Consider the following 17426-nt stretch of genomic DNA (forward strand, 5'->3'; position numbering starts at 1 on the left):
TGGGGATTGTTAGTCTTACCGCAATCAAGTTTCCATTAAGAGTTTCTATGAAAAAATTATTAGCGTTATCTATTTTAGCTGCCTGTTCAACATCTGCTTTTGCCGATGTAAATTACGTATTAAGCATATCTCAACCTGAACATCATTTAGGAAATGTAAGTGTTGAGTTTCCAAAAACAGCACAAGCGCATATTGACGTAAAGCTTCCTGCTTGGCGCACTGGCCGTTACGAAATTCTTAATCTTGCCAATGGTGTGCGTTATTTCCACGCGAAAGATGAAAATGGCAAAGCGTTAAAATGGGAAAAAATAGATCACAGTACGTGGCGTGTTCATTTAAATCAGCCAACCGAAGTAAACCTTGACTATCAAGTCTATGCAAACGAGCTAGGAAAACGTGCCCGTCATATTGATGACAGTCATGCCTTTATTGATGCTTCAGGCTTTTTTATGTTTAGCGAGTCGTTTCGCCAAGAGCCAGTTACTGTAAATTTAGATGTGCCTAAAAAATGGCGCTCTGTATCGGGGATGGATAACCTCAAAGGTAAAAACACTTTTAAAGCAGCTGACTACGACGTATTAGTTGATTCGCCTATTGAAACGGGTATTAATCAGTTGCATACCTTTGAAGTAGACGGACGAGAGTATGACTTAGTGGTGTGGGGCAACGGTAATTACGATATAGACCTTATGCTTAGCGATCTTAAAAAGCTCGTCGCGACAGGTAACGTAATTTGGGATAGCTATCCGTATGAGCGTTATGTATTTATGATACATGCAACGTCGGGAGCAGGCGGTGCAACAGAGCATTTAAATTCGACCATTATCCAACGCCCACGTGACCGTTTTGCAAAGCGCGAAGATTACTTAGGCTTTATTAGCACCGCCGCCCACGAATTTATTCATACGTGGAACGTTAAAGCGTACCGTCCTAAAGGATTGGTTCCTTACGATTATACCAATATGAACTATTCAAAATTATTGTGGATAGCAGAGGGTTCAACAAGCTACTTTGAAGATCATTTATTAGTTCGTTCTGGCATAGAAACCACGGATGAGTTTTTTAAAGTGATGACTAAAACGATTAATCGTCATTTACAAACACCGGGTCGCGAAGTGCAAAGTGCAAGCGAAACAAGTTTTGATAAATGGATTAATCAAGGTGGCGATCATGCGCGTAATTACGGCACTAACATTTACTCTGAAGGTTCGCTGCTTTCAATGGCATTAGACATTGATTTGTTAGAGAAAAGCCAAGGCGAAATTAGCTACCGCGACGTTCACAAAGCACTTTATAACGCTCATAAAATGCCAGAAGGATTCACAGAGCAAGATGTACTCACAATTTTAAACGATCTTACTGGGCGCGATTACAGTACTTGGTGGAAAGAAAATGCTGATGCTCCAGCAAACTTAAATTTTGATGAACTACTTGACAAAGTAGGCCTTAAACTAGAACGCCCAGAAAAAGCAAAAGCATTAGCAAGTATTGACGCTTTAGCTAAATCAAGCGGCGAGCTACTTACTTTATCACATGTTCGCAGAGGCGGTAGTGCATGGAAAGCGGGCTTAACAACCGCTGATAAAATCGTTGCAATAAATAAGCATCAAGTAGGTAAAGACTTAAAAACAAGTCTAGAAATGTTTAATGCCGGCGATAAAGTAACAATTGACTATATACGTCGTGATGAATTAGCAACGACCAGTATTGTCTTATCAGAAGATTTTGATAAGCCAAAAAAAGTAGTTTCTAATAAAGACGCAACGCTTGAACAAAAAGCGCTATTTAAAGCGTGGATCGGTGTAGAACACCCAGCAGATGTTAAAAAAGACGAAAAGTGATTTGAATTTAGTTCAAATACATTAATTTAAAGTAAGGGAGTGTGTGCTCCCTTTACTTTGTCATTTATCCATCGTAGTAATGGCTCAATTATTTAATAAGTTGCTATGTTACTACCGTACAAACAATAAAAAGGACTCTGTAATGCGTTTAAAACCCCTAGTAGCTTCGTTAGCAGCTACATTTGCACTTTCCATCTCGGGCAGTGTGGTTGCCGATGAAGGCATGTGGCAGCCACATCAGCTTCCAGAATTAGAATCAATTTTAAAAGCCAAAGGGTTGGAGATAAGTGTTGATTCAATTTCTAAATTAACCGAATTTCCAATGAATGCAGTTATTAGTTTAGGTGGTTGTACGGCATCGTTTGTATCGCCAAAAGGATTAGTGGTGACAAATCATCACTGTATTTATGGCTCAGTTCAGTACAATTCAACACCTGAAAATAATATTCTAGAAAACGGCTTTTTAGCCAAAACGCCAGCTGAAGACTTACCAGCTGCACCGGGTGCTCGCGTATACGTGACTGAAACTGTGACCAATGTCACCGACCAAGTTATTAAAGGCACTGAAACATTAAGCGCAAAAGCACGCTACGACGCACTAGAAAAAAACGAAAAAGCCTTAGTAGCCCAGTGTGAAGCTGATGAAAGCTACCGTTGTAATGTGTATTCTTTTCATGGTGGTTTGGAGTTTTACTTAATTAAGTCACTTGAAATTAAAGATGTACGCTTAGCATATACACCCGCTATGGGCGTAGGTAAGTACGGTGGCGATATAGATAACTGGATGTGGCCGCGCCACACTGGCGATTTTGGTTTTTACCGTGCATACGTAGGCAAAGACGGCAAACCAGCAGAATATAACGTAGATAATGTACCTTACGTACCAGACTCTTACTTAAGTGTAAGTGCTAAAGGCGTACAAGAGGGCGATTTTGTCATGGTTACAGGCTATCCAGGGCGTACCAATCGTTACCGCATAGCCGCAGAAGTTGATAATGTATTTAACAATAGCTACCCAAAAGCACGTGTACATAATTCAAAATACGTGTCGCTTATTGAAGAAAATTCAGAAGACGGCAGTAAAGCGCGTATTGCTTACGAAAGCACCATAGCAGGTTACAACAACTACATTAAAAATTATGGTTCGATGATCGAAAGCTTTAAAAAAGGTACTATGTTTGAGCGTAAAAAACAGTTTGAACAAGAACTAACTAATTGGATCAATAGCGATAGTACACGTAAAGAGCAATACGGAAGTGTACTAGGTGAGCTATCAGAGCTAATTGCGCAATCACAAGAGCACAGTGAACGCGATCGTATGTTAGGTTATGTGCACCGCTCACAGATGATCAGCACAGCACGACGTTTATACCGCTTAGGTTACGAAAAGCAAAAGCCAAATAGCGAACGTGAATCGGGTTATCAAGAACGTGACTTGCCCCGCATTAAAGCAGGCCTTGAGCGTATGACGCGCCGTTATGATAGCAAAGTAGATAAAGCTATTTTACTGCACTTTTTAGAGCTATATGCAGCACTTCCAAAAGAAGAGCGTTTTAGCGACGTTGATAACGTATTTAACGTACAAAATGGGTTTGATAAAGCAACCCAAAGCGCGTTACTTGATAGCATGTATGAGCAGTCGAGACTTGATAATGCCACTGTTCGCAATTCATTATTTGAACAAACATTTAGCCAGCTAAATCAAAGCCAAGACCCATTTGTGCAGTACGCTAAAGCCATATTTAAAGTAATGAAAGCACAGGAAGATAAATCAAAAGCACTTGCAGGTAAATTACAAGCAGCTCGCCCAGAGCTAATGAGCGCAATAATTGCGTTTAATAAAGCTAAAAACAAACCGGTATACGCCGATGCTAATAGCACACTCCGTGTAACCTATGGCACGGTAGGTGGCTACTCACCTCAAGATGGCTTGGTAGCAACGCCGTTTACATCGCTTGAAGGGTTACTTGCTAAAAACACCGATGTTGATCCATTTAATGCACCTAAAAAGTTACAAGAGCAAATTAAAGCAAAACTATTTGGTGATTACACGGGCGGCATGAACACAGTGCCCGTTAACTTTTTATCAAATGTAGACACTACCGGTGGTAACTCAGGTTCACCTACACTTAACGGCAAAGCAGAACTTGTTGGCTTACTGTTTGATGGTGTGTACGAAAGTATTATTGGTGATTGGGATTACAACCCTGAGCTTAATCGCTCAATTCACGTTGATTCACGTTACATGCTGTGGGTAATGGATAAAGTAGATAATGCACAAAACTTATTAGACGAAATGAAAATAGTAAAATAAGTAATTAGTGAGTTAAAAAAGGCGCTTACCGTAATGGAAGCGCCTTTTTTATTGAGTGTGATTCAGTTTGCAGGTTTTTAATGCAGTTGGCTTTACGTATTCACTTTCATTCGCGAGTAATGTCAATCTTCTCATAGCTTAGTTAAAGGCTAAATTTGAAGTGAATACATTTTTCATTTTTTATTTTGAACTCTAAATTATCTTGAGATGCCAATATGTATTGTCCAGGTACAAAAATAATGAATGGAAAGATAATCGAACATAAAATAACAACTTTTACTATATCCCCAGAAATTACAGAACCTAATAAATTCATGCCTAAAAGCATTGATATAGTCGATACTTGGTAAACTGTTTTATGCCTAGGAGTAAACTGGTGCAAAGCACCACAATTGACACATCTGTTCTTTGTAGAAAACATTGCCCATGCAAACCACGAAAAAGATAGATTAAGTGAGCAATTTAAACATTTAGGCATCATAATTCAGTCCATATATAATAGGCGTGATTTATTAAAGATATAATTAACGTGTTAGTATATATGTACCTAGCCGCGTTTCTAAATGAAACCTGTCAGAGTCCAGAAAAAGTATTTTCCATTCGTAAACAGTGTCACCAGAAGTTACATGTAAAATATCCGCTTCCCTGTAATAAGGGTAGCTTCTATTTCCATACTTTTTCATTATCTCTAATATGGTACTTTTATCGATTACAATAAAGTTACCCGATTCCACTTTCACAATACTTCCATCAGAATCTATAATTTCAGTTATTTTCCATTTATGCTGAATATCAATGTCTTTTGCATGCAACGAAACTGAAAAAATTAATAGAAACCATAAAAAAATAAGTTGGCTAGATTTTTTTTGCATATTATTTATAGACCGAAGATGTATTTTTAGGAGGCGTACTGGCTAAAAACCGACCTAAACCATCAGGGAGTTGATCAAGAGCATACTTTTTATTACTAATATGTCGACCAAATTCATTACTAAGATGGTCCCTAGATATTCCTGTGATTCTTTGTGTTAATGCTCTTCCAAAATAAGGATGTGGTGACCAAGAAAAGTCGTATTCGAAAATTATTTCATAGCTCCAGCCCCTTGCCATTCTTGGGTATGGGACGTTTGCTAAAAACTCACCTTGAAGTATGTTAGACAGCATACCTACGACAGGGCCCGTAAGAGCTCCTAATGTAACAAAGTTTACTAAAACTGCAGATGGTACATAGCCACCTTGTCTTATTTGTCCCCCATTCCAATTTCCACTTTGTAGCCGAATCATTAGTAAGGAAGTTAATAGTATGTGCTGATTTGCTTCTTAATTTTTCTTTTTTAGAGATAATCTTTGAGTTCTAAGTGTTAATGTATTCATTATAATTCCTTTTAATATGTATAATATATCGTTAACTAAAATATTAATATTATAATATTTTGTCAACTGAAACATCACTTGATGTTTATCTTTTTTACGTGATAGTAAATTTAAAACATCGCTTCATGACAACAACGCTTTTTAATGTCATCTTTATTCATACTCAATCCACGTTGATTCGCGCTACATGCTATGGGTAATGGATAAAGTAGATAATGCACAAAACTTATTAGACGAAATGAAAATAGTAAAATAAGTAATCAGTGAGATAAAAAAGGCGCTTACCGTAATGGAAGTGCCTTTTTTATGTAAATATTATTAGTGATTAATTCACAAAGAGGGCAAAGAGACGCTGCGCCTTTAAAGAAACATAACATGGCGCAACGTTTAAAGCTTTAGCTTCTTTGATAAAGATAAAGATAAAGATAAAGATAAAGATAAAGATAAAGATAAAGATAAAGTCGCTGATTTTGATTTACACATTTGTGGTCTCTTAAATACTTGATACTTTTTATAATATAACGGCCATCTAAATAAAAAACACTAAATAACCTGAACTCTGGTTAAATACCAACTAACATGATTTTACCTTGTGCCATCCCCTCAAGCTGACAACTAAAATCAATTCGCTTTTCTGCAGGAGTTTTATATAGCAAAGTGAGTTTGTGAAAAGGCGCTGTAATAACTTTGACGGTTTTAATTTGTAAACTAACTCGCGTTCGTTTGTCTAAAAAGGCAAAAGCAGTTTCGCTAAGTGCCTTTTTACATGCAGATAATGCCGCATTCGATACTGCGCCCGATATTATTAAGTTACTGATATCGTCAGTAGACAAGGTATTATATCCGCCAGCCATTACACAGGCTGCATAAATATCAAGTATGGCAATGGCACGCACTTTTTGACTTTTTGGATCCTCATAAACGGCCATTACACAAGGAACTTTAGACTCATTAAATACTTGTGGTTGTATTGTGTTGACTATTAAAGATGGACTTATATGTTTATGAAATAGGCGTTCTAATTGCGACAGTTTTGGTAAAGCTAAATCACTGTTTAATTCAATTTCATCGGGGATTATTTCGTTATTTTCTACAAGTTGCACCAGAGGTAATAATTTATCGTGAAGTTGTTCGTCGGTAAAAGGTTTTGATAGAACAAAAGATGCGCCAAAGCTAATAGCTTCTTCAATTTTAGACTTTTCATCAACAGTGGTGAGCATCGCGACTATTATATTAAGTTGTCGTTGCTTAATAGCACGCAATAACATCACTCCTGACATTTCAGGCATATGCCAATCTGTGAGAACAATATCCGGATGCCAGCTGCCAATAAGTGTCAACGCAGATTTAGCATTGTTGGCTTTCTCTATTAATAACTTTCGATAGCCAAATTTTTCCAACCCCCGGCGTACTATTGCGAGTGTTGCTTGACTATCATCAACGATAAGTATTTTCACGCACGTTACTTTTTTTTAAATGTTGTTGTTATTATGGCATATTATTTTGACAGCGCTAAACTCTAGTAAATTGACACTTAATTTAAGATAATTAAATAATGCCATACGTCGTATTTCCTCCTGAGGTTTATCAGTATATTGCTATAAATTTTGGGCTACTTATTTTAGCTGCTTGGTTTTATATTCTTTTATTGATACTCAGAGAGTTTAGGTCGTTTGCGCTTAGCATGGTTAAAAGTACAGGGGGGATGGATGATGCTACGTTAGCTATGTGTAGGGAATCTGTTGACAATGCAATGAGCTATGTTAACGATAATCGAAAGACAATTGCTGAGTTAGTTAATTTACAAATACTGTTACAGCAGCAATTAACTGAGGTTACTTCATCAACCAAAGATCATGTTACTGAAAAAGAACAACAGCTAATCGATGAGCTTAATAATAAATTAAAACGCTCGCATAACTTAATACGCAAACTTAAAGGGGATCTCGACAAAAGTGTCGAAAAATTAAAAGTAACTCGTCAAAAACTGTATGCACAATATGATGCAGTGACTGTGCTTCAAGAAGAAAAAGAGCAGTTACAAGCAGATTATAAAGCGCTTAAAAAAGCGAGCGAAAATAGTGATAAAACACTAAACGTAGATGTATCTTCAACGCAAGATCAAACTAAGCTACTTAACACTTTAAACGAATATAAAAGACAAATTGCAGAGCAAGATCAGCTACTACAGCAATTGCAGCTACAAACTGACGGGCCTGAAAGTAGTGAGGAATTAGACACTCTTAAGCAAGAGCTAGAAAAAACGCAGTATGCACTGAAGCACCTTACAAAAGAAAAAAAATTCATTGAAGGGCGATATTTAGAAATAATGAAAAATACACAAAAACCAAGTTAGCAAAGTAGTCCGGTATTTGCGCCTAGCCACCTTTAGCTTAAATCGAACCGCCTCAACACCCTTTAATATATTTCATGTGCATTTTGTAACCAAGAAGTGCTAGCTTAGTAGTAAATTAATTGAAGGAAATAATTATGAAATTAGAATCACTAGCACTTCACCACGGTTACGAATCTGAGGCTACGACCAAATCGGCAGCCGTGCCTATCTATCACACTTCTTCTTATACATTTGATAACACGCAGCATGGCGCTGATTTATTTGATTTAAAAGTGCCGGGTAATATTTATACCCGCATAATGAATCCGACCAATGCGGTACTTGAGCAGCGTATTGCGGCGATGGAAGGCGGCATTGGTGCGTTGGCTGTGGCTTCGGGTATGGCGGCGATTACCTATGCTATTCAATGTTTGTGTGAAGTAGGTACTAATATTGTGAGCACCAGCCAAGTATATGGTGGCACGTATAACCTATTTGCGCATACCTTACCTAGGCAAGGTATTGAAGCACGCATGATTAAAGCTGATGACTTTACCGCGTTCGATAATGCGATTGACGACAACACCCGCGCTGTTTTTTGTGAGTCGATTGGTAACCCTGCAGGGAATATAGTTGATATTGCTCGCCTTGCGAAAATTGCCCACAGCAAAGGGGTGCCTTTAATTGTAGATAACACTGTGGCTACGCCGTATTTATGTCGGCCATTTGAGTTAGGTGCAGATATTGTGGTGCACTCACTCACTAAATACATTAACGGCCATGGAACCGCGATTGGCGGTATGATTGTTGATTCGGGCAAGTTTGACTGGAAAGCCAATGCGACTCGTTTTGTGATGATGAATGAGCCTGATCCGTCGTACCATAATGTAGTGTATACCGATGCATTTGCTGAGGCGGCGTTTATTGGTCGTTGCCGCGTTGTACCACTTAGAAATACCGGTGCAGCGCTTGCGCCTAAAAACGCCTCTGATATTTTAATTGGCCTTGAAACTTTAGGCTTGAGAATGGATCGCCACTGCGAAAATGCACAGCATCTGGCTGAGTATTTAGAAAATCATCCAAAAGTGCTTTGGGTTAATTACGCAGGGCTTAAATCAAACCCGTATAACGAAATGAGTCAAAAAATTACCAGTGGCAAAGCATCCGGTATTTTAAGTTTTGGTATTGTTGGTGGCCTAGAAGCGGGTACTCGTTTTATTGATGCGCTAAACATGATTTTACGCTTAGTTAATATTGGCGATGCCAAGTCGCTTGCGTGTCATCCTGCATCAACCACACACCGCCAATTAAATGATGATGAACTCGCTAATGCGGGCGTAAGTCGCGATTTAATTCGTTTGTCGGTTGGTATTGAAAACATTGCAGATATAATTGCCGATGTAAGCCAAGCGCTCGATAAAGCATAACGTTAATTTAAAGCCTTGAGGTATCGAGGCTTTTAGCTCTATTACGCTTTTGTGATATCGGCTCGTGGTGTTTCTAAAATCGATTTTTTTTCATCTTCAGATAATATAATCCAATCAAAAATTTCTTGGTTGGTACGGCCACAACCGGTGCAGTAACCGCTGCGGCGCTCACATATTCCTAAGCAATCAGTTTTAAATTTAGACGGTTTTTTGTTTTGATTTAATTGGCGCATTATTAAAGCCCTAACGGTGGTGCAATTTCAAAGCGAGTAGTGAACCCACTACCTTCTTGATTGGTAGAGAGTGTAATGACTGGGGTTTTAGTATCAAGTACAAAGGTGCTGTAAATTGAACTTGCTGTTTCTTTTTGGCTTTCAAACCAACCTGTTTTTGTTAAACATTGGCGCAATTGCTTAGCCAGTTTTTGATGAGATTTTACTGTTTGCGCTTGTGTTTTAACTTGCGTTTGGCACTGGTAACTTGCTTGCTCTGATTTATTTAAAGTAACCGTACAGGTTGTTCCAATAATATGAGTATTAGTGCGCCACTGTTCAGTAAACTGGTTGTTTACTTTATCTGTTTTTATTGAATTAAAACCAGATTCATAACTGCTTATAAGGTTATTTATGGTGCTGCATTCATTGAGTTTTATTGTGGTTTTTGCAGGCTGTGCAGTTGTAGGCGTTTGATTAGTTTTGCTGGTACAGCCCGCTAAAATAAACGCGACGACTAAAATGAATGCGACAATAGAAGGAGTAATATAGTTTTTCATAGTTCACAGTAACCGATTAATTTAGCCACGCACTATATCACACGTGATTTACTGTAAAAATAAAAAGGCCCATATAAATATGAGCCTCTTTGTTAGTCACAACTAATGCTATTTATGACGACCTTGCAAGCATTTAACTACATCTTCAAGGGCTAAGCCTTGGCGTTGTAGCAATACGGTAAGGTGATAAATTAAATCAGCAGATTCGTTTGTTAGCTCATCGTTATCATGTTTCATAGCGGCAAGGGCTACTTCTACGCCTTCTTCACCTACTTTTTGACAACTACGGCTTAAGTCTTTTGCAAATAATGACGCTGTGTAGCTTTTTTCAGGGTCGTCGTTTTTACGCGCAACAATCACATCTTCTAACTGTGCTAAAAAGCTTAAACTTGGTTTTGCTTCATCACCAAAACAGCTTTGTGTGCCTAAGTGGCACGTTGGGCCTTCCGGGTTGGCAAGCACTAAAATTGAATCGTAGTCGCAATCGGTATGAACAGATACTACGTTTAAGTAGTTTTCTGATGACTCGCCTTTAGTCCATAAACGCGACTTTGAACGCGAGTAAAACGTTACCTTATTGGTATTAAGCGTAACAGCGAGTGCTTCGCTGTTCATAAAGCCTTGCATTAAAATAACACCCGAGCGGGCATCTTGAATAATAGCAGGGATCATGTCACTTTTAGCAAAATCGACTTGAGCTTGGTTTTGTTGTGTTACTTGCATAATCTTGCTGCCACTTGGTTATCGGTTAAAAATTGTTTTAGTTCGCCAATGTTAATCACATTTTTATGAAAAACGCTGGCAGCTAATGCACCATCTACCTTACTTTGTTTAAATACATCGACAAAATCTTGCATGCTACCTGCACCGCCAGAGGCAATTAAAGGAATGTGACATAGCTCACGAATTTTACTTAGTTGCTCGTTGTCGTAACCGTTACGAACGCCATCTTGGTTCATACAGTTTAATACAATTTCGCCTGCGCCTAAGTCTTGTACGCGTTTAACCCACTCTTGTGTTTTATAACGCGTACGGCTTGATGCATTAGGATCGCCGGTTAATTGATACACTAAATATTCACCGGTCGTTTCATCAAAAAAGCTGTCAATGCCGACTACAACACATTGCTTACCAAACTCATCGTGTAATTCTTTAATAAGTTCAGGGCGTGCAATAGCAGGGCTGTTAATACTTATTTTATCTGCGCCGCGCTCAAGTACTCGCGCTGCATCAGCGACTGATTTAATACCGCCCGCTACACAAAATGGAATATCGATATTAAGTGCAATGCTCTCTACCCAATTTACATCAAGTAGGCGTTTTTCAACGCTTGCGCTGATCTCGTAAAAAACCAGTTCATCGGCGCCAGCTTTGCTGTAGGCTTTAGCCATTGTTAAAATGTCGCCAACAACTTCATGACCTTTAAACTTAACGCCTTTAACTACTTGGCCGTCTTTAACGTCTAAACACGGGATTATGCGTTTTGATAACATGCCAGTGCCTCCTCAACGCTAAATGCGCCATCAAGCAATGATTTACCTAAAATTACGCCGCCCACACCCAGCTCATTGAGCTTTTTAATATCATCTAACGAGCTTACCCCACCTGAGGCTTGCACTTTTATATCTGCATTATGATTAATTAAATCTTCATAAAGTGCAAAAGAAGGGCCAGTCATGGTGCCATCCTTACTGATGTCCGTGCATAAAAAGTCAATAACACCTAAGCCCACATAAAAATCTACCAGCTCAAGTAAACCAAATTCAGATTCACTTAACCAACCGTGCGTAGCAGGTGCCCAGCCCGTGGCTGTTTTATTTACATCAAGAGCAATTACAAAATGCTCTGCGCCAAATTGTTCAATCCAGGCTTTTACTTGCTCGCGTTTTTCTACTGCCATTGAACCAATAACAACTTGGTTTGCACCGGCTTTTAGCCAATCACTTACATCTTGCTCTGAGCGAATACCGCCGCCTACTTGGTACGGTACCTTAAGTGCTTTGGTTGCAGCTTGAATATGTTGCCACTGTTTTTTACTTGGATCGCGTGCACCTTCTAAATCAACAAGGTGTAACTTACCTGCGCCACTGTTGGCGTATTCTTTTAAACGCGCGCCAAGTTCGAAAGGGTAAAACTGTGCTGTGTCGTATTTACCTTGGTACAAGCGCACAATTTGATTTTGTAATACGTCTAATGCTGGAATAATCACAAATAATCTCTTTTTTGTTAGTTAATGGACAGCTTACAACTGCCAATCAACAAAATTTTGTAATAAACGTGCGCCAACTTTTGCGCTGCGCTCTGGGTGAAATTGCATGCCCGCGTAATTGTTTTTAGCAACAATGGCTGAAAAGGTTTGACCGTATTCGCCGCTCACGAGTGTGGCGTCGTTTACGGTGTGCGCAAAGCTGTGAACAAAATACACTTGCTCATCGAATGTTAGCCCTTTAGTTAATGCATGCTCTTTATTAACGCTTAAGTTATTCCAACCCATATGCGGCGACGTTAAATTGCCTACATCAAGCGCTTTTACTTGCCCTGGTATTTTACCTAAGCATTGTACGTTACCTTCTTCGGTGCTTTCGCACAGTAACTGCATACCTAAACAAATACCCATAAGCGGGCGCTGGTATTCATTTATAGCTTGTTGCCAGCCGTTATCTACTAGGCGTTTCATAGCAACCGACGCGTGACCTACACCTGGCAATATAGCGCGCTCAAAACCCGCTAATTGCTCTGGTGATGTTATTACTGTTGGCGTTTGGCCTAAGCGTTCAAACGCAAAGCGTACTGAATTTATATTGGCACAACCGGTATTAATTATGGCAATCATAAACATCCCTTAGAGCTGGCTGTTTGTTGGGTCGTGTCTTGTGCCACTGCCATGCGAAGAGCGCGTGAAAACGCTTTAAATAAGCCTTCTACTTGGTGATGACAGTTACCATCGCTTACCGATAAAATAAGGCTAATCGCGGCGTTATCACTTAAGCTTTTGAAAAAGTGCTCAACCATTTGTACGTCTAAATCGCCTGCTTTTTCGCGGCTAAAGTTAGCGTTTAATACAAATGATGCACGACCCGATAAATCAATTTGTGCTTCAGCTTTACATTCATCCATAGGAAGCGCAAAACCATAGCGCGCAATTTGCGATTTAGTACCGAGGGCTTGTTTAAGTGCAACACCAAGAGCAATACCAATGTCTTCAACAAGGTGGTGCTCGTCTATGTGTAAATCGCCTTTGGCTTTAATGTTTAAACCAATGTTTGCGTGGGTACGAATTTGATCAAGCATGTGATCAAAAAAGCCAAGTCCGGTGTCTATGCTGCCATTTTTAGTTTGATCTAGGTTTATTGCCACATCAATTTGGGTTTCTTTAGTGTTTCGTGTAACACGACCTTCGCGGTTTGCGGTGGTCAATTTAGTTACTATGGCACTCCAATCGCCGTCGTATAAAATACCTTCACAACATAGGTTTTGAGCAAGGCCAATATCAGTTTCACGGTCGCCAATAACAAAAGAGCGTGCTAAATCTACTTTGCCTGAGCGCATAAGCTCGGTAAGTAAACCAGTTTTAGGTTTACGGCAATCACAGTTTTGCTCGTTAAAGTGTGGGCAAATTAATACGGTCTCAAAGCTAATGCCTTGGCTTTGCATTATGTCCATCATTTTGTCTTGTGCAATGTCAAAATCAGCAGTAGGAAAGCTATCTGTGCCTAAACCATCTTGGTTAGATACCATCACTAAACGGTAACCTGCAGCTTGTAATTGTAATAAAGCTGGGATAACGCCAGGTAAAAAGGCAAGCTTTTCAAGGCTATCTACCTGTTTGTCGGTAATTGGCTCTTCAATAATAGTGCCGTCGCGGTCGATAAATAAATAGGGGTTACTCATGATACTTCGTTTCCTGCTAAAGATGCTGCGGTAGTTGGCAATTGCAGGCCATCTAACCAAATTTTTACTTGTTTAAGTTCTTGTTCACTACCAATTGAAATTCGTAGCCAGTCGTCTTCACCGTATAGCGTAAAAGCGCGCATCACTAAACCTTGCTCAAGTGCAATTTTAAAGTAGTTTTTATCGGCTAATTTTAAAGTAACAAAGTTACCTTCACCAGTGAGAATTTTTAATGCAGCAGGGGAGGCGTTTAGCCAATCTACTAACTTAGCTTTTAAGCTATTTAAAATAGTCACTTGGCGGCGCATCGATGTAATTGCATCGGGTGCAATTGCTTGCGCTGCAATACTTGCTACTACGCCCGATACCGGATACGGGGCAATGACTTTACGAATTGGCGCAAGAACGCTTGCTTGTGCAAGGGTAAAACCGGTTCTGAGGCCAGCTAGCGCAAAGGCTTTAGAAAGCGTACGCAAAACCACTACATTACTAAACTCAGTAATAAGTTGAGTGGCGCTTTGCTCTGGGCAAAACTCTATATAGGCTTCGTCAACAATAACCAGTGCTTTACCTGCAAGTGCTGTTGCAATCGCTTTCACTTTATCAAGTGGCGTTAAGCTGCCCGTTGGATTATTTGGGTTACAAATAAATACCAGTTTTGAGCTGCCTACAGCTGCAACTATTTCGTCAGCACTGCCACTTAATAATAATTCTTGGGTAAGCGCGTTAATACTAACGTTGTGTGTATCGGCGGTTACTTTGTACATACCGTAGGTGGGTAAAAATAGCGCAATACTATCTTTAGCTGGCTCGCAGTATGTGCGCACTAAAAGCTCAATGCCTTCATCTGCGCCGCGGGTCATTAGTACATTTTCGCTTTCAAGCTCTGTATAATCTGCGTACCTGTCAATAACCAGTTGCGGTTGTGGATCGGGGTAGCGATTTAAATCTTCAATACTCAGTTCAAGATTTTTAGCATACGGGCTTTCGTTAGCATTTAGCCACGTAGTACCGGTTAGCTTTTCACTTTTTGCCGAGCTGTATGCAGCAAGGGCTGCAATATTTTTAGGTAATAAGCTTGTCGCTTGTGCGCTCTCATTGCTCATTTTTAATTGCCTCTAAACGAATTAAAACCGCATTAGCGTGGGCATCAAGGCCTTCTGCATCTGCAAGTGGTAAAATTGCTTTTGAAAGCTGCGTTAAACCAGTTTTAGTAATTGTTTGCACTGTGTACGTGCGGAAAAAATCAAGTAAGTTTAAACTCGAGTAAGTGGCACTATAACCATAGGTTGGTAACACGTGGTTAGTACCCGATGCGTAATCGCCTGCAGATTCTGGCGTGTAGTCACCCACAAATACAGAGCCTGCGTTTTTAACTTTATCTAGGTAAGGTGTTGCATCAGCTAATTGTAAAATTAAGTGCTCTGGTCCGTATTGCGCTGATACATCAAATGCTTGCTCAATTGAATCAACTAAAATAAGTGAAGAATTAGCGAGCGCTTGCTCAGCTGTTTCTTTGCGGCTCAAATTAGCTAACTGGCGTGTAAGTGCCTGCTGTGTTTGTTCTATTATACTTTCGCTGTTACATAATAAAATAACTTGCGAATCTGCGCCGTGCTCTGCTTGTGAGAGTAAATCGGCGGCTATAAATTCTGGGTTCGCACGTTCATCTGCAATAACTAATACTTCAGATGGACCTGCTGGCATATCAATGGCCATACCTGGAATAGTTTGCGCAACGAGCTGTTTAGCCATTGTTACAAAGCTATTACCTGGACCAAATATTTTGTTCACTTTAGGAACCGATTCGGTGCCATACGCCATTGCTGCAATTGCGCCTGCGCCACCACTTTCTATTAAAGTAGTAATGCCACATAACTTAGCTGCATATAAAATAGCAGGGTTAATCGCTTTATCACCTTGTACTGGTGTAGCAAGTACAACGGTTTTTGCGCCGCTTAATTGCGCTAATACACCCTGCATAATAACCGACGATGGCAGTGGAGCACTGCCACCGGGTACGTAAATACCGACTGCTTCGATGGCTTGATATTTCAGTTCACATACAACGCCTGGTTGGGTCGATAATTTAATATCTTTTGGCAATTGCGCTTCGTGAAAACGTTTAACGTTTGCATAAGCGGTATCAATTGCGTATTTAAGCTCTGCACTTAGTGCTTGCTCTGATGCGTTAATTTCATCAAGCGGAACACATAGGCGAGGGTTAGCTCTATTATCAAACTCTTTAGCCATGCTAAGTAAGGCTTCATCGCCTTGCTCTTTTACGTTAGCTAAAATAGTTTTACATATAGCTTCAACCTTGGCACTGGCAGAAACTGCAGGGCGCATTAGCGCCGCTGCTTGTACTTGTGAAGATTCCTCATTCCAACGAAGCATGGCACTTACTCCATCATTTTTTCAATTGGCATAACTAAAATAGAGTTAGCGCCTAGGGCTTTTAACTGCTCCATTGTTTCCCAAAATAATGTTTCGCTGCTTACCATGTGAAGTGCTACGTATTCATCGTTACCAGCAAGGGCAAGTAGAGTAGGTTGACCAGAACCTGGTAAAATTTCACAAATTTCATCAAGTTTGTTTTTTGGTGCGTGTAGCATGATGTATTTGCTTTCTTTAGCTTGTCTAACACCACGTAAGCGCGGCATAAGCTTATTGATTAGTGCTAGTTTGTCAGCATCTTGAAGATCTTTATTTTGAATTAAACACGCGTTTGATTCTAAAATTGTTTCGCCTTGAATTAAGCCGTTAGCTTCAAGTGTTGCGCCGGTAGATACTAAATCACAAATTGCATCAGATAAACCTGCACGCGGTGCTACTTCAACAGAACCCGTAAGCATTACTGTACTTGCGTTAATGCCTTCGCGCTTTAACCACTGAGTTAAAATTTCTGGGTAGGTAGTAGCAATACGTTTGCCTTCAAACCAGCTCTTATCGCGAGCGCCAAGCTCTTGTGGCCATGCAAGTGCAAGACGACAGTAACCAAAGTCTAGCTTTGAAAGTTTGGCTACTTCACTTGGAACACCCTGGCGTTCACGTTCTGCTTGAACTTCTACTAGTACGTTTTCGCCAACTATGCCTAGGTCACATACACCGTCCATAACTAAACCCGGAATATCGTCATCGCGCACACGTAGTACGTCAATTGGCATATTAGTTGAGTGTGCAATTAAGCGTTGTTCACGAAGGTTAAGTTTAACACCTAACTGTTTAAGCAGATCTTGACAATCTTTTGATAGGCGGCCGCCTTTTTGAATGGCGATACGTAGACGATTACTGTTGTTCATTATTCATTTTCCTTTAATTTAAAAACTAAAAACCCCGAGGGAACCTCAGGGCGAAAATGAATCAATATGTTTTGAATCGCCAGAGGTTCCTTTTAGGAATAACCTCTCAGCGAAAGACCTGACAGGTTATTCCGATGAATGGTGGTGATGATGTACTGTTGTCAGGTTTA

General features: G+C 39.8%; 16 protein-coding genes and 1 pseudogene. 5 read left to right on the plus strand and 12 right to left on the minus strand.

Annotation, left to right across the window (positions count from 1 at the left end):
- The first annotated feature begins 47 nt into the window (after window positions 1-47).
- Window positions 48-1841 (plus strand): M61 family metallopeptidase, encoded by a 1794-nt coding sequence (locus tag ACJJVZ_RS02830; RefSeq protein WP_405597937.1) that lies wholly within the window; start codon window positions 48-50, stop codon window positions 1839-1841.
- 142 nt (window positions 1842-1983) lie between these two features.
- Entirely contained in the window at window positions 1984-4155 is a 2172-nt protein-coding gene (locus ACJJVZ_RS02835) for a S46 family peptidase (RefSeq protein WP_405597940.1), read from the plus strand.
- Between the two features lie 524 nt (window positions 4156-4679).
- Here the strand turns inward: ACJJVZ_RS02835 and ACJJVZ_RS02840 are convergent.
- Entirely contained in the window at window positions 4680-5027 is a 348-nt protein-coding gene (locus ACJJVZ_RS02840; protein WP_405597943.1) for a hypothetical protein, read from the minus strand.
- Window positions 5028-5692: 665 nt separating this feature from the next.
- On the opposite strand from ACJJVZ_RS02840, the pseudogene ACJJVZ_RS02845 reads away from it, so the two are divergent.
- A pseudogene (locus tag ACJJVZ_RS02845) lies at window positions 5693-5785 on the plus strand (S46 family peptidase); the annotation flags it as partial.
- Window positions 5786-6092: 307 nt separating this feature from the next.
- On the opposite strand, the gene ACJJVZ_RS02850 reads toward ACJJVZ_RS02845, so the two are convergent.
- Window positions 6093-6986, minus strand: a complete 894-nt coding sequence (locus ACJJVZ_RS02850) for a response regulator (RefSeq protein ID WP_405597946.1) — start codon at window positions 6984-6986, stop codon at window positions 6093-6095.
- 98 nt (window positions 6987-7084) lie between these two features.
- On the opposite strand from ACJJVZ_RS02850, the gene ACJJVZ_RS02855 reads away from it, so the two are divergent.
- Together ACJJVZ_RS02855 and ACJJVZ_RS02860 are read left to right on the plus strand one after the other, a co-directional pair.
- On the plus strand, window positions 7085-7885 hold the full coding sequence (locus tag ACJJVZ_RS02855) for a chromosome partitioning protein ParA (RefSeq protein WP_405597948.1): 801 nt from the start codon (window positions 7085-7087) through the stop codon (window positions 7883-7885).
- 134 nt (window positions 7886-8019) lie between these two features.
- Entirely contained in the window at window positions 8020-9291 is a 1272-nt protein-coding gene (locus ACJJVZ_RS02860) for an O-acetylhomoserine aminocarboxypropyltransferase/cysteine synthase family protein (RefSeq protein ID WP_405597951.1), read from the plus strand.
- 41 nt (window positions 9292-9332) lie between these two features.
- Here the strand turns inward: ACJJVZ_RS02860 and ACJJVZ_RS02865 are convergent, their stop codons facing one another.
- The 10 genes from ACJJVZ_RS02865 to hisG form a co-directional block, all read right to left on the minus strand.
- Window positions 9333-9524 carry a DUF1289 domain-containing protein gene (locus tag ACJJVZ_RS02865; protein WP_405597954.1) on the minus strand — a complete coding sequence of 64 codons (192 nt, stop codon included), beginning with the start codon at window positions 9522-9524 and terminating at the stop codon, window positions 9333-9335.
- A 2-nt stretch (window positions 9525-9526) separates the two neighbouring features.
- Window positions 9527-10063, minus strand: a complete 537-nt coding sequence (locus tag ACJJVZ_RS02870; RefSeq protein WP_405597957.1) for a hypothetical protein — start codon at window positions 10061-10063, stop codon at window positions 9527-9529.
- 108 nt (window positions 10064-10171) lie between these two features.
- Window positions 10172-10786, minus strand: a complete 615-nt coding sequence (gene hisIE, locus ACJJVZ_RS02875) for a bifunctional phosphoribosyl-AMP cyclohydrolase/phosphoribosyl-ATP diphosphatase HisIE (protein ID WP_405597959.1) — start codon at window positions 10784-10786, stop codon at window positions 10172-10174.
- Window positions 10777-11556 carry an imidazole glycerol phosphate synthase subunit HisF gene (gene hisF, locus ACJJVZ_RS02880; protein ID WP_405597962.1) on the minus strand — a complete coding sequence of 260 codons (780 nt, stop codon included), beginning with the start codon at window positions 11554-11556 and terminating at the stop codon, window positions 10777-10779. Before hisF ends, hisIE begins: the two co-directional genes overlap by 10 nt.
- Window positions 11538-12272 carry a 1-(5-phosphoribosyl)-5-[(5-phosphoribosylamino)methylideneamino] imidazole-4-carboxamide isomerase gene (locus ACJJVZ_RS02885; protein WP_405597965.1) on the minus strand — a complete coding sequence of 245 codons (735 nt, stop codon included), beginning with the start codon at window positions 12270-12272 and terminating at the stop codon, window positions 11538-11540. Before ACJJVZ_RS02885 ends, hisF begins: the two co-directional genes overlap by 19 nt.
- A 33-nt stretch (window positions 12273-12305) precedes the next feature.
- Window positions 12306-12896, minus strand: coding sequence for an imidazole glycerol phosphate synthase subunit HisH (gene hisH, locus ACJJVZ_RS02890; protein ID WP_405597968.1), 591 nt, complete (start codon window positions 12894-12896; stop codon window positions 12306-12308).
- Window positions 12893-13954 carry a bifunctional histidinol-phosphatase/imidazoleglycerol-phosphate dehydratase HisB gene (gene hisB, locus ACJJVZ_RS02895; protein ID WP_024598085.1) on the minus strand — a complete coding sequence of 354 codons (1062 nt, stop codon included), beginning with the start codon at window positions 13952-13954 and terminating at the stop codon, window positions 12893-12895. Before hisB ends, hisH begins: the two co-directional genes overlap by 4 nt.
- Window positions 13951-15060, minus strand: coding sequence for a histidinol-phosphate transaminase (gene hisC / locus ACJJVZ_RS02900; protein ID WP_405597971.1), 1110 nt, complete (start codon window positions 15058-15060; stop codon window positions 13951-13953). Before hisC ends, hisB begins: the two co-directional genes overlap by 4 nt.
- Window positions 15050-16351 carry a histidinol dehydrogenase gene (gene hisD, locus ACJJVZ_RS02905; RefSeq protein WP_405597974.1) on the minus strand — a complete coding sequence of 434 codons (1302 nt, stop codon included), beginning with the start codon at window positions 16349-16351 and terminating at the stop codon, window positions 15050-15052. Before hisD ends, hisC begins: the two co-directional genes overlap by 11 nt.
- A gap of 5 nt (window positions 16352-16356) precedes the next feature.
- Window positions 16357-17256, minus strand: coding sequence for an ATP phosphoribosyltransferase (hisG, locus tag ACJJVZ_RS02910; protein ID WP_405597976.1), 900 nt, complete (start codon window positions 17254-17256; stop codon window positions 16357-16359).
- Between the last annotated feature and the right edge of the window lie 170 nt (window positions 17257-17426).

This window comes from Pseudoalteromonas sp. Ld19, assembly GCF_045064135.1.
Lineage (GTDB): Bacteria > Pseudomonadota > Gammaproteobacteria > Enterobacterales > Alteromonadaceae > Pseudoalteromonas > Pseudoalteromonas aliena.

What these genes read in the sequence shown, in the direction of transcription:
- ACJJVZ_RS02830 (WP_405597937.1), top strand. Translation starts at nt 48, where the DNA reads ATGAAAAAATTATTAGCGTTATCTATTTTAGCTGCCTGTTCAACATCT.
- ACJJVZ_RS02835 (WP_405597940.1), top strand. Translation starts at nt 1,984, where the DNA reads ATGCGTTTAAAACCCCTAGTAGCTTCGTTAGCAGCTACATTTGCACTT.
- ACJJVZ_RS02840 (WP_405597943.1), bottom strand. Translation starts at nt 5,027, where the DNA reads ATGCAAAAAAAATCTAGCCAACTTATTTTTTTATGGTTTCTATTAATT.
- ACJJVZ_RS02855 (WP_405597948.1), top strand. Translation starts at nt 7,085, where the DNA reads ATGCCATACGTCGTATTTCCTCCTGAGGTTTATCAGTATATTGCTATA.
- ACJJVZ_RS02860 (WP_405597951.1), top strand. Translation starts at nt 8,020, where the DNA reads ATGAAATTAGAATCACTAGCACTTCACCACGGTTACGAATCTGAGGCT.
- ACJJVZ_RS02865 (WP_405597954.1), bottom strand. Translation starts at nt 9,524, where the DNA reads ATGCGCCAATTAAATCAAAACAAAAAACCGTCTAAATTTAAAACTGAT.
- ACJJVZ_RS02870 (WP_405597957.1), bottom strand. Translation starts at nt 10,063, where the DNA reads ATGAAAAACTATATTACTCCTTCTATTGTCGCATTCATTTTAGTCGTC.
- hisIE (WP_405597959.1), bottom strand. Translation starts at nt 10,786, where the DNA reads ATGCAAGTAACACAACAAAACCAAGCTCAAGTCGATTTTGCTAAAAGT.
- hisF (WP_405597962.1), bottom strand. Translation starts at nt 11,556, where the DNA reads ATGTTATCAAAACGCATAATCCCGTGTTTAGACGTTAAAGACGGCCAA.
- hisH (WP_405597968.1), bottom strand. Translation starts at nt 12,896, where the DNA reads ATGATTGCCATAATTAATACCGGTTGTGCCAATATAAATTCAGTACGC.
- hisB (WP_024598085.1), bottom strand. Translation starts at nt 13,954, where the DNA reads ATGAGTAACCCCTATTTATTTATCGACCGCGACGGCACTATTATTGAA.
- hisC (WP_405597971.1), bottom strand. Translation starts at nt 15,060, where the DNA reads ATGAGCAATGAGAGCGCACAAGCGACAAGCTTATTACCTAAAAATATT.
- hisD (WP_405597974.1), bottom strand. Translation starts at nt 16,351, where the DNA reads ATGCTTCGTTGGAATGAGGAATCTTCACAAGTACAAGCAGCGGCGCTA.
- hisG (WP_405597976.1), bottom strand. Translation starts at nt 17,256, where the DNA reads ATGAACAACAGTAATCGTCTACGTATCGCCATTCAAAAAGGCGGCCGC.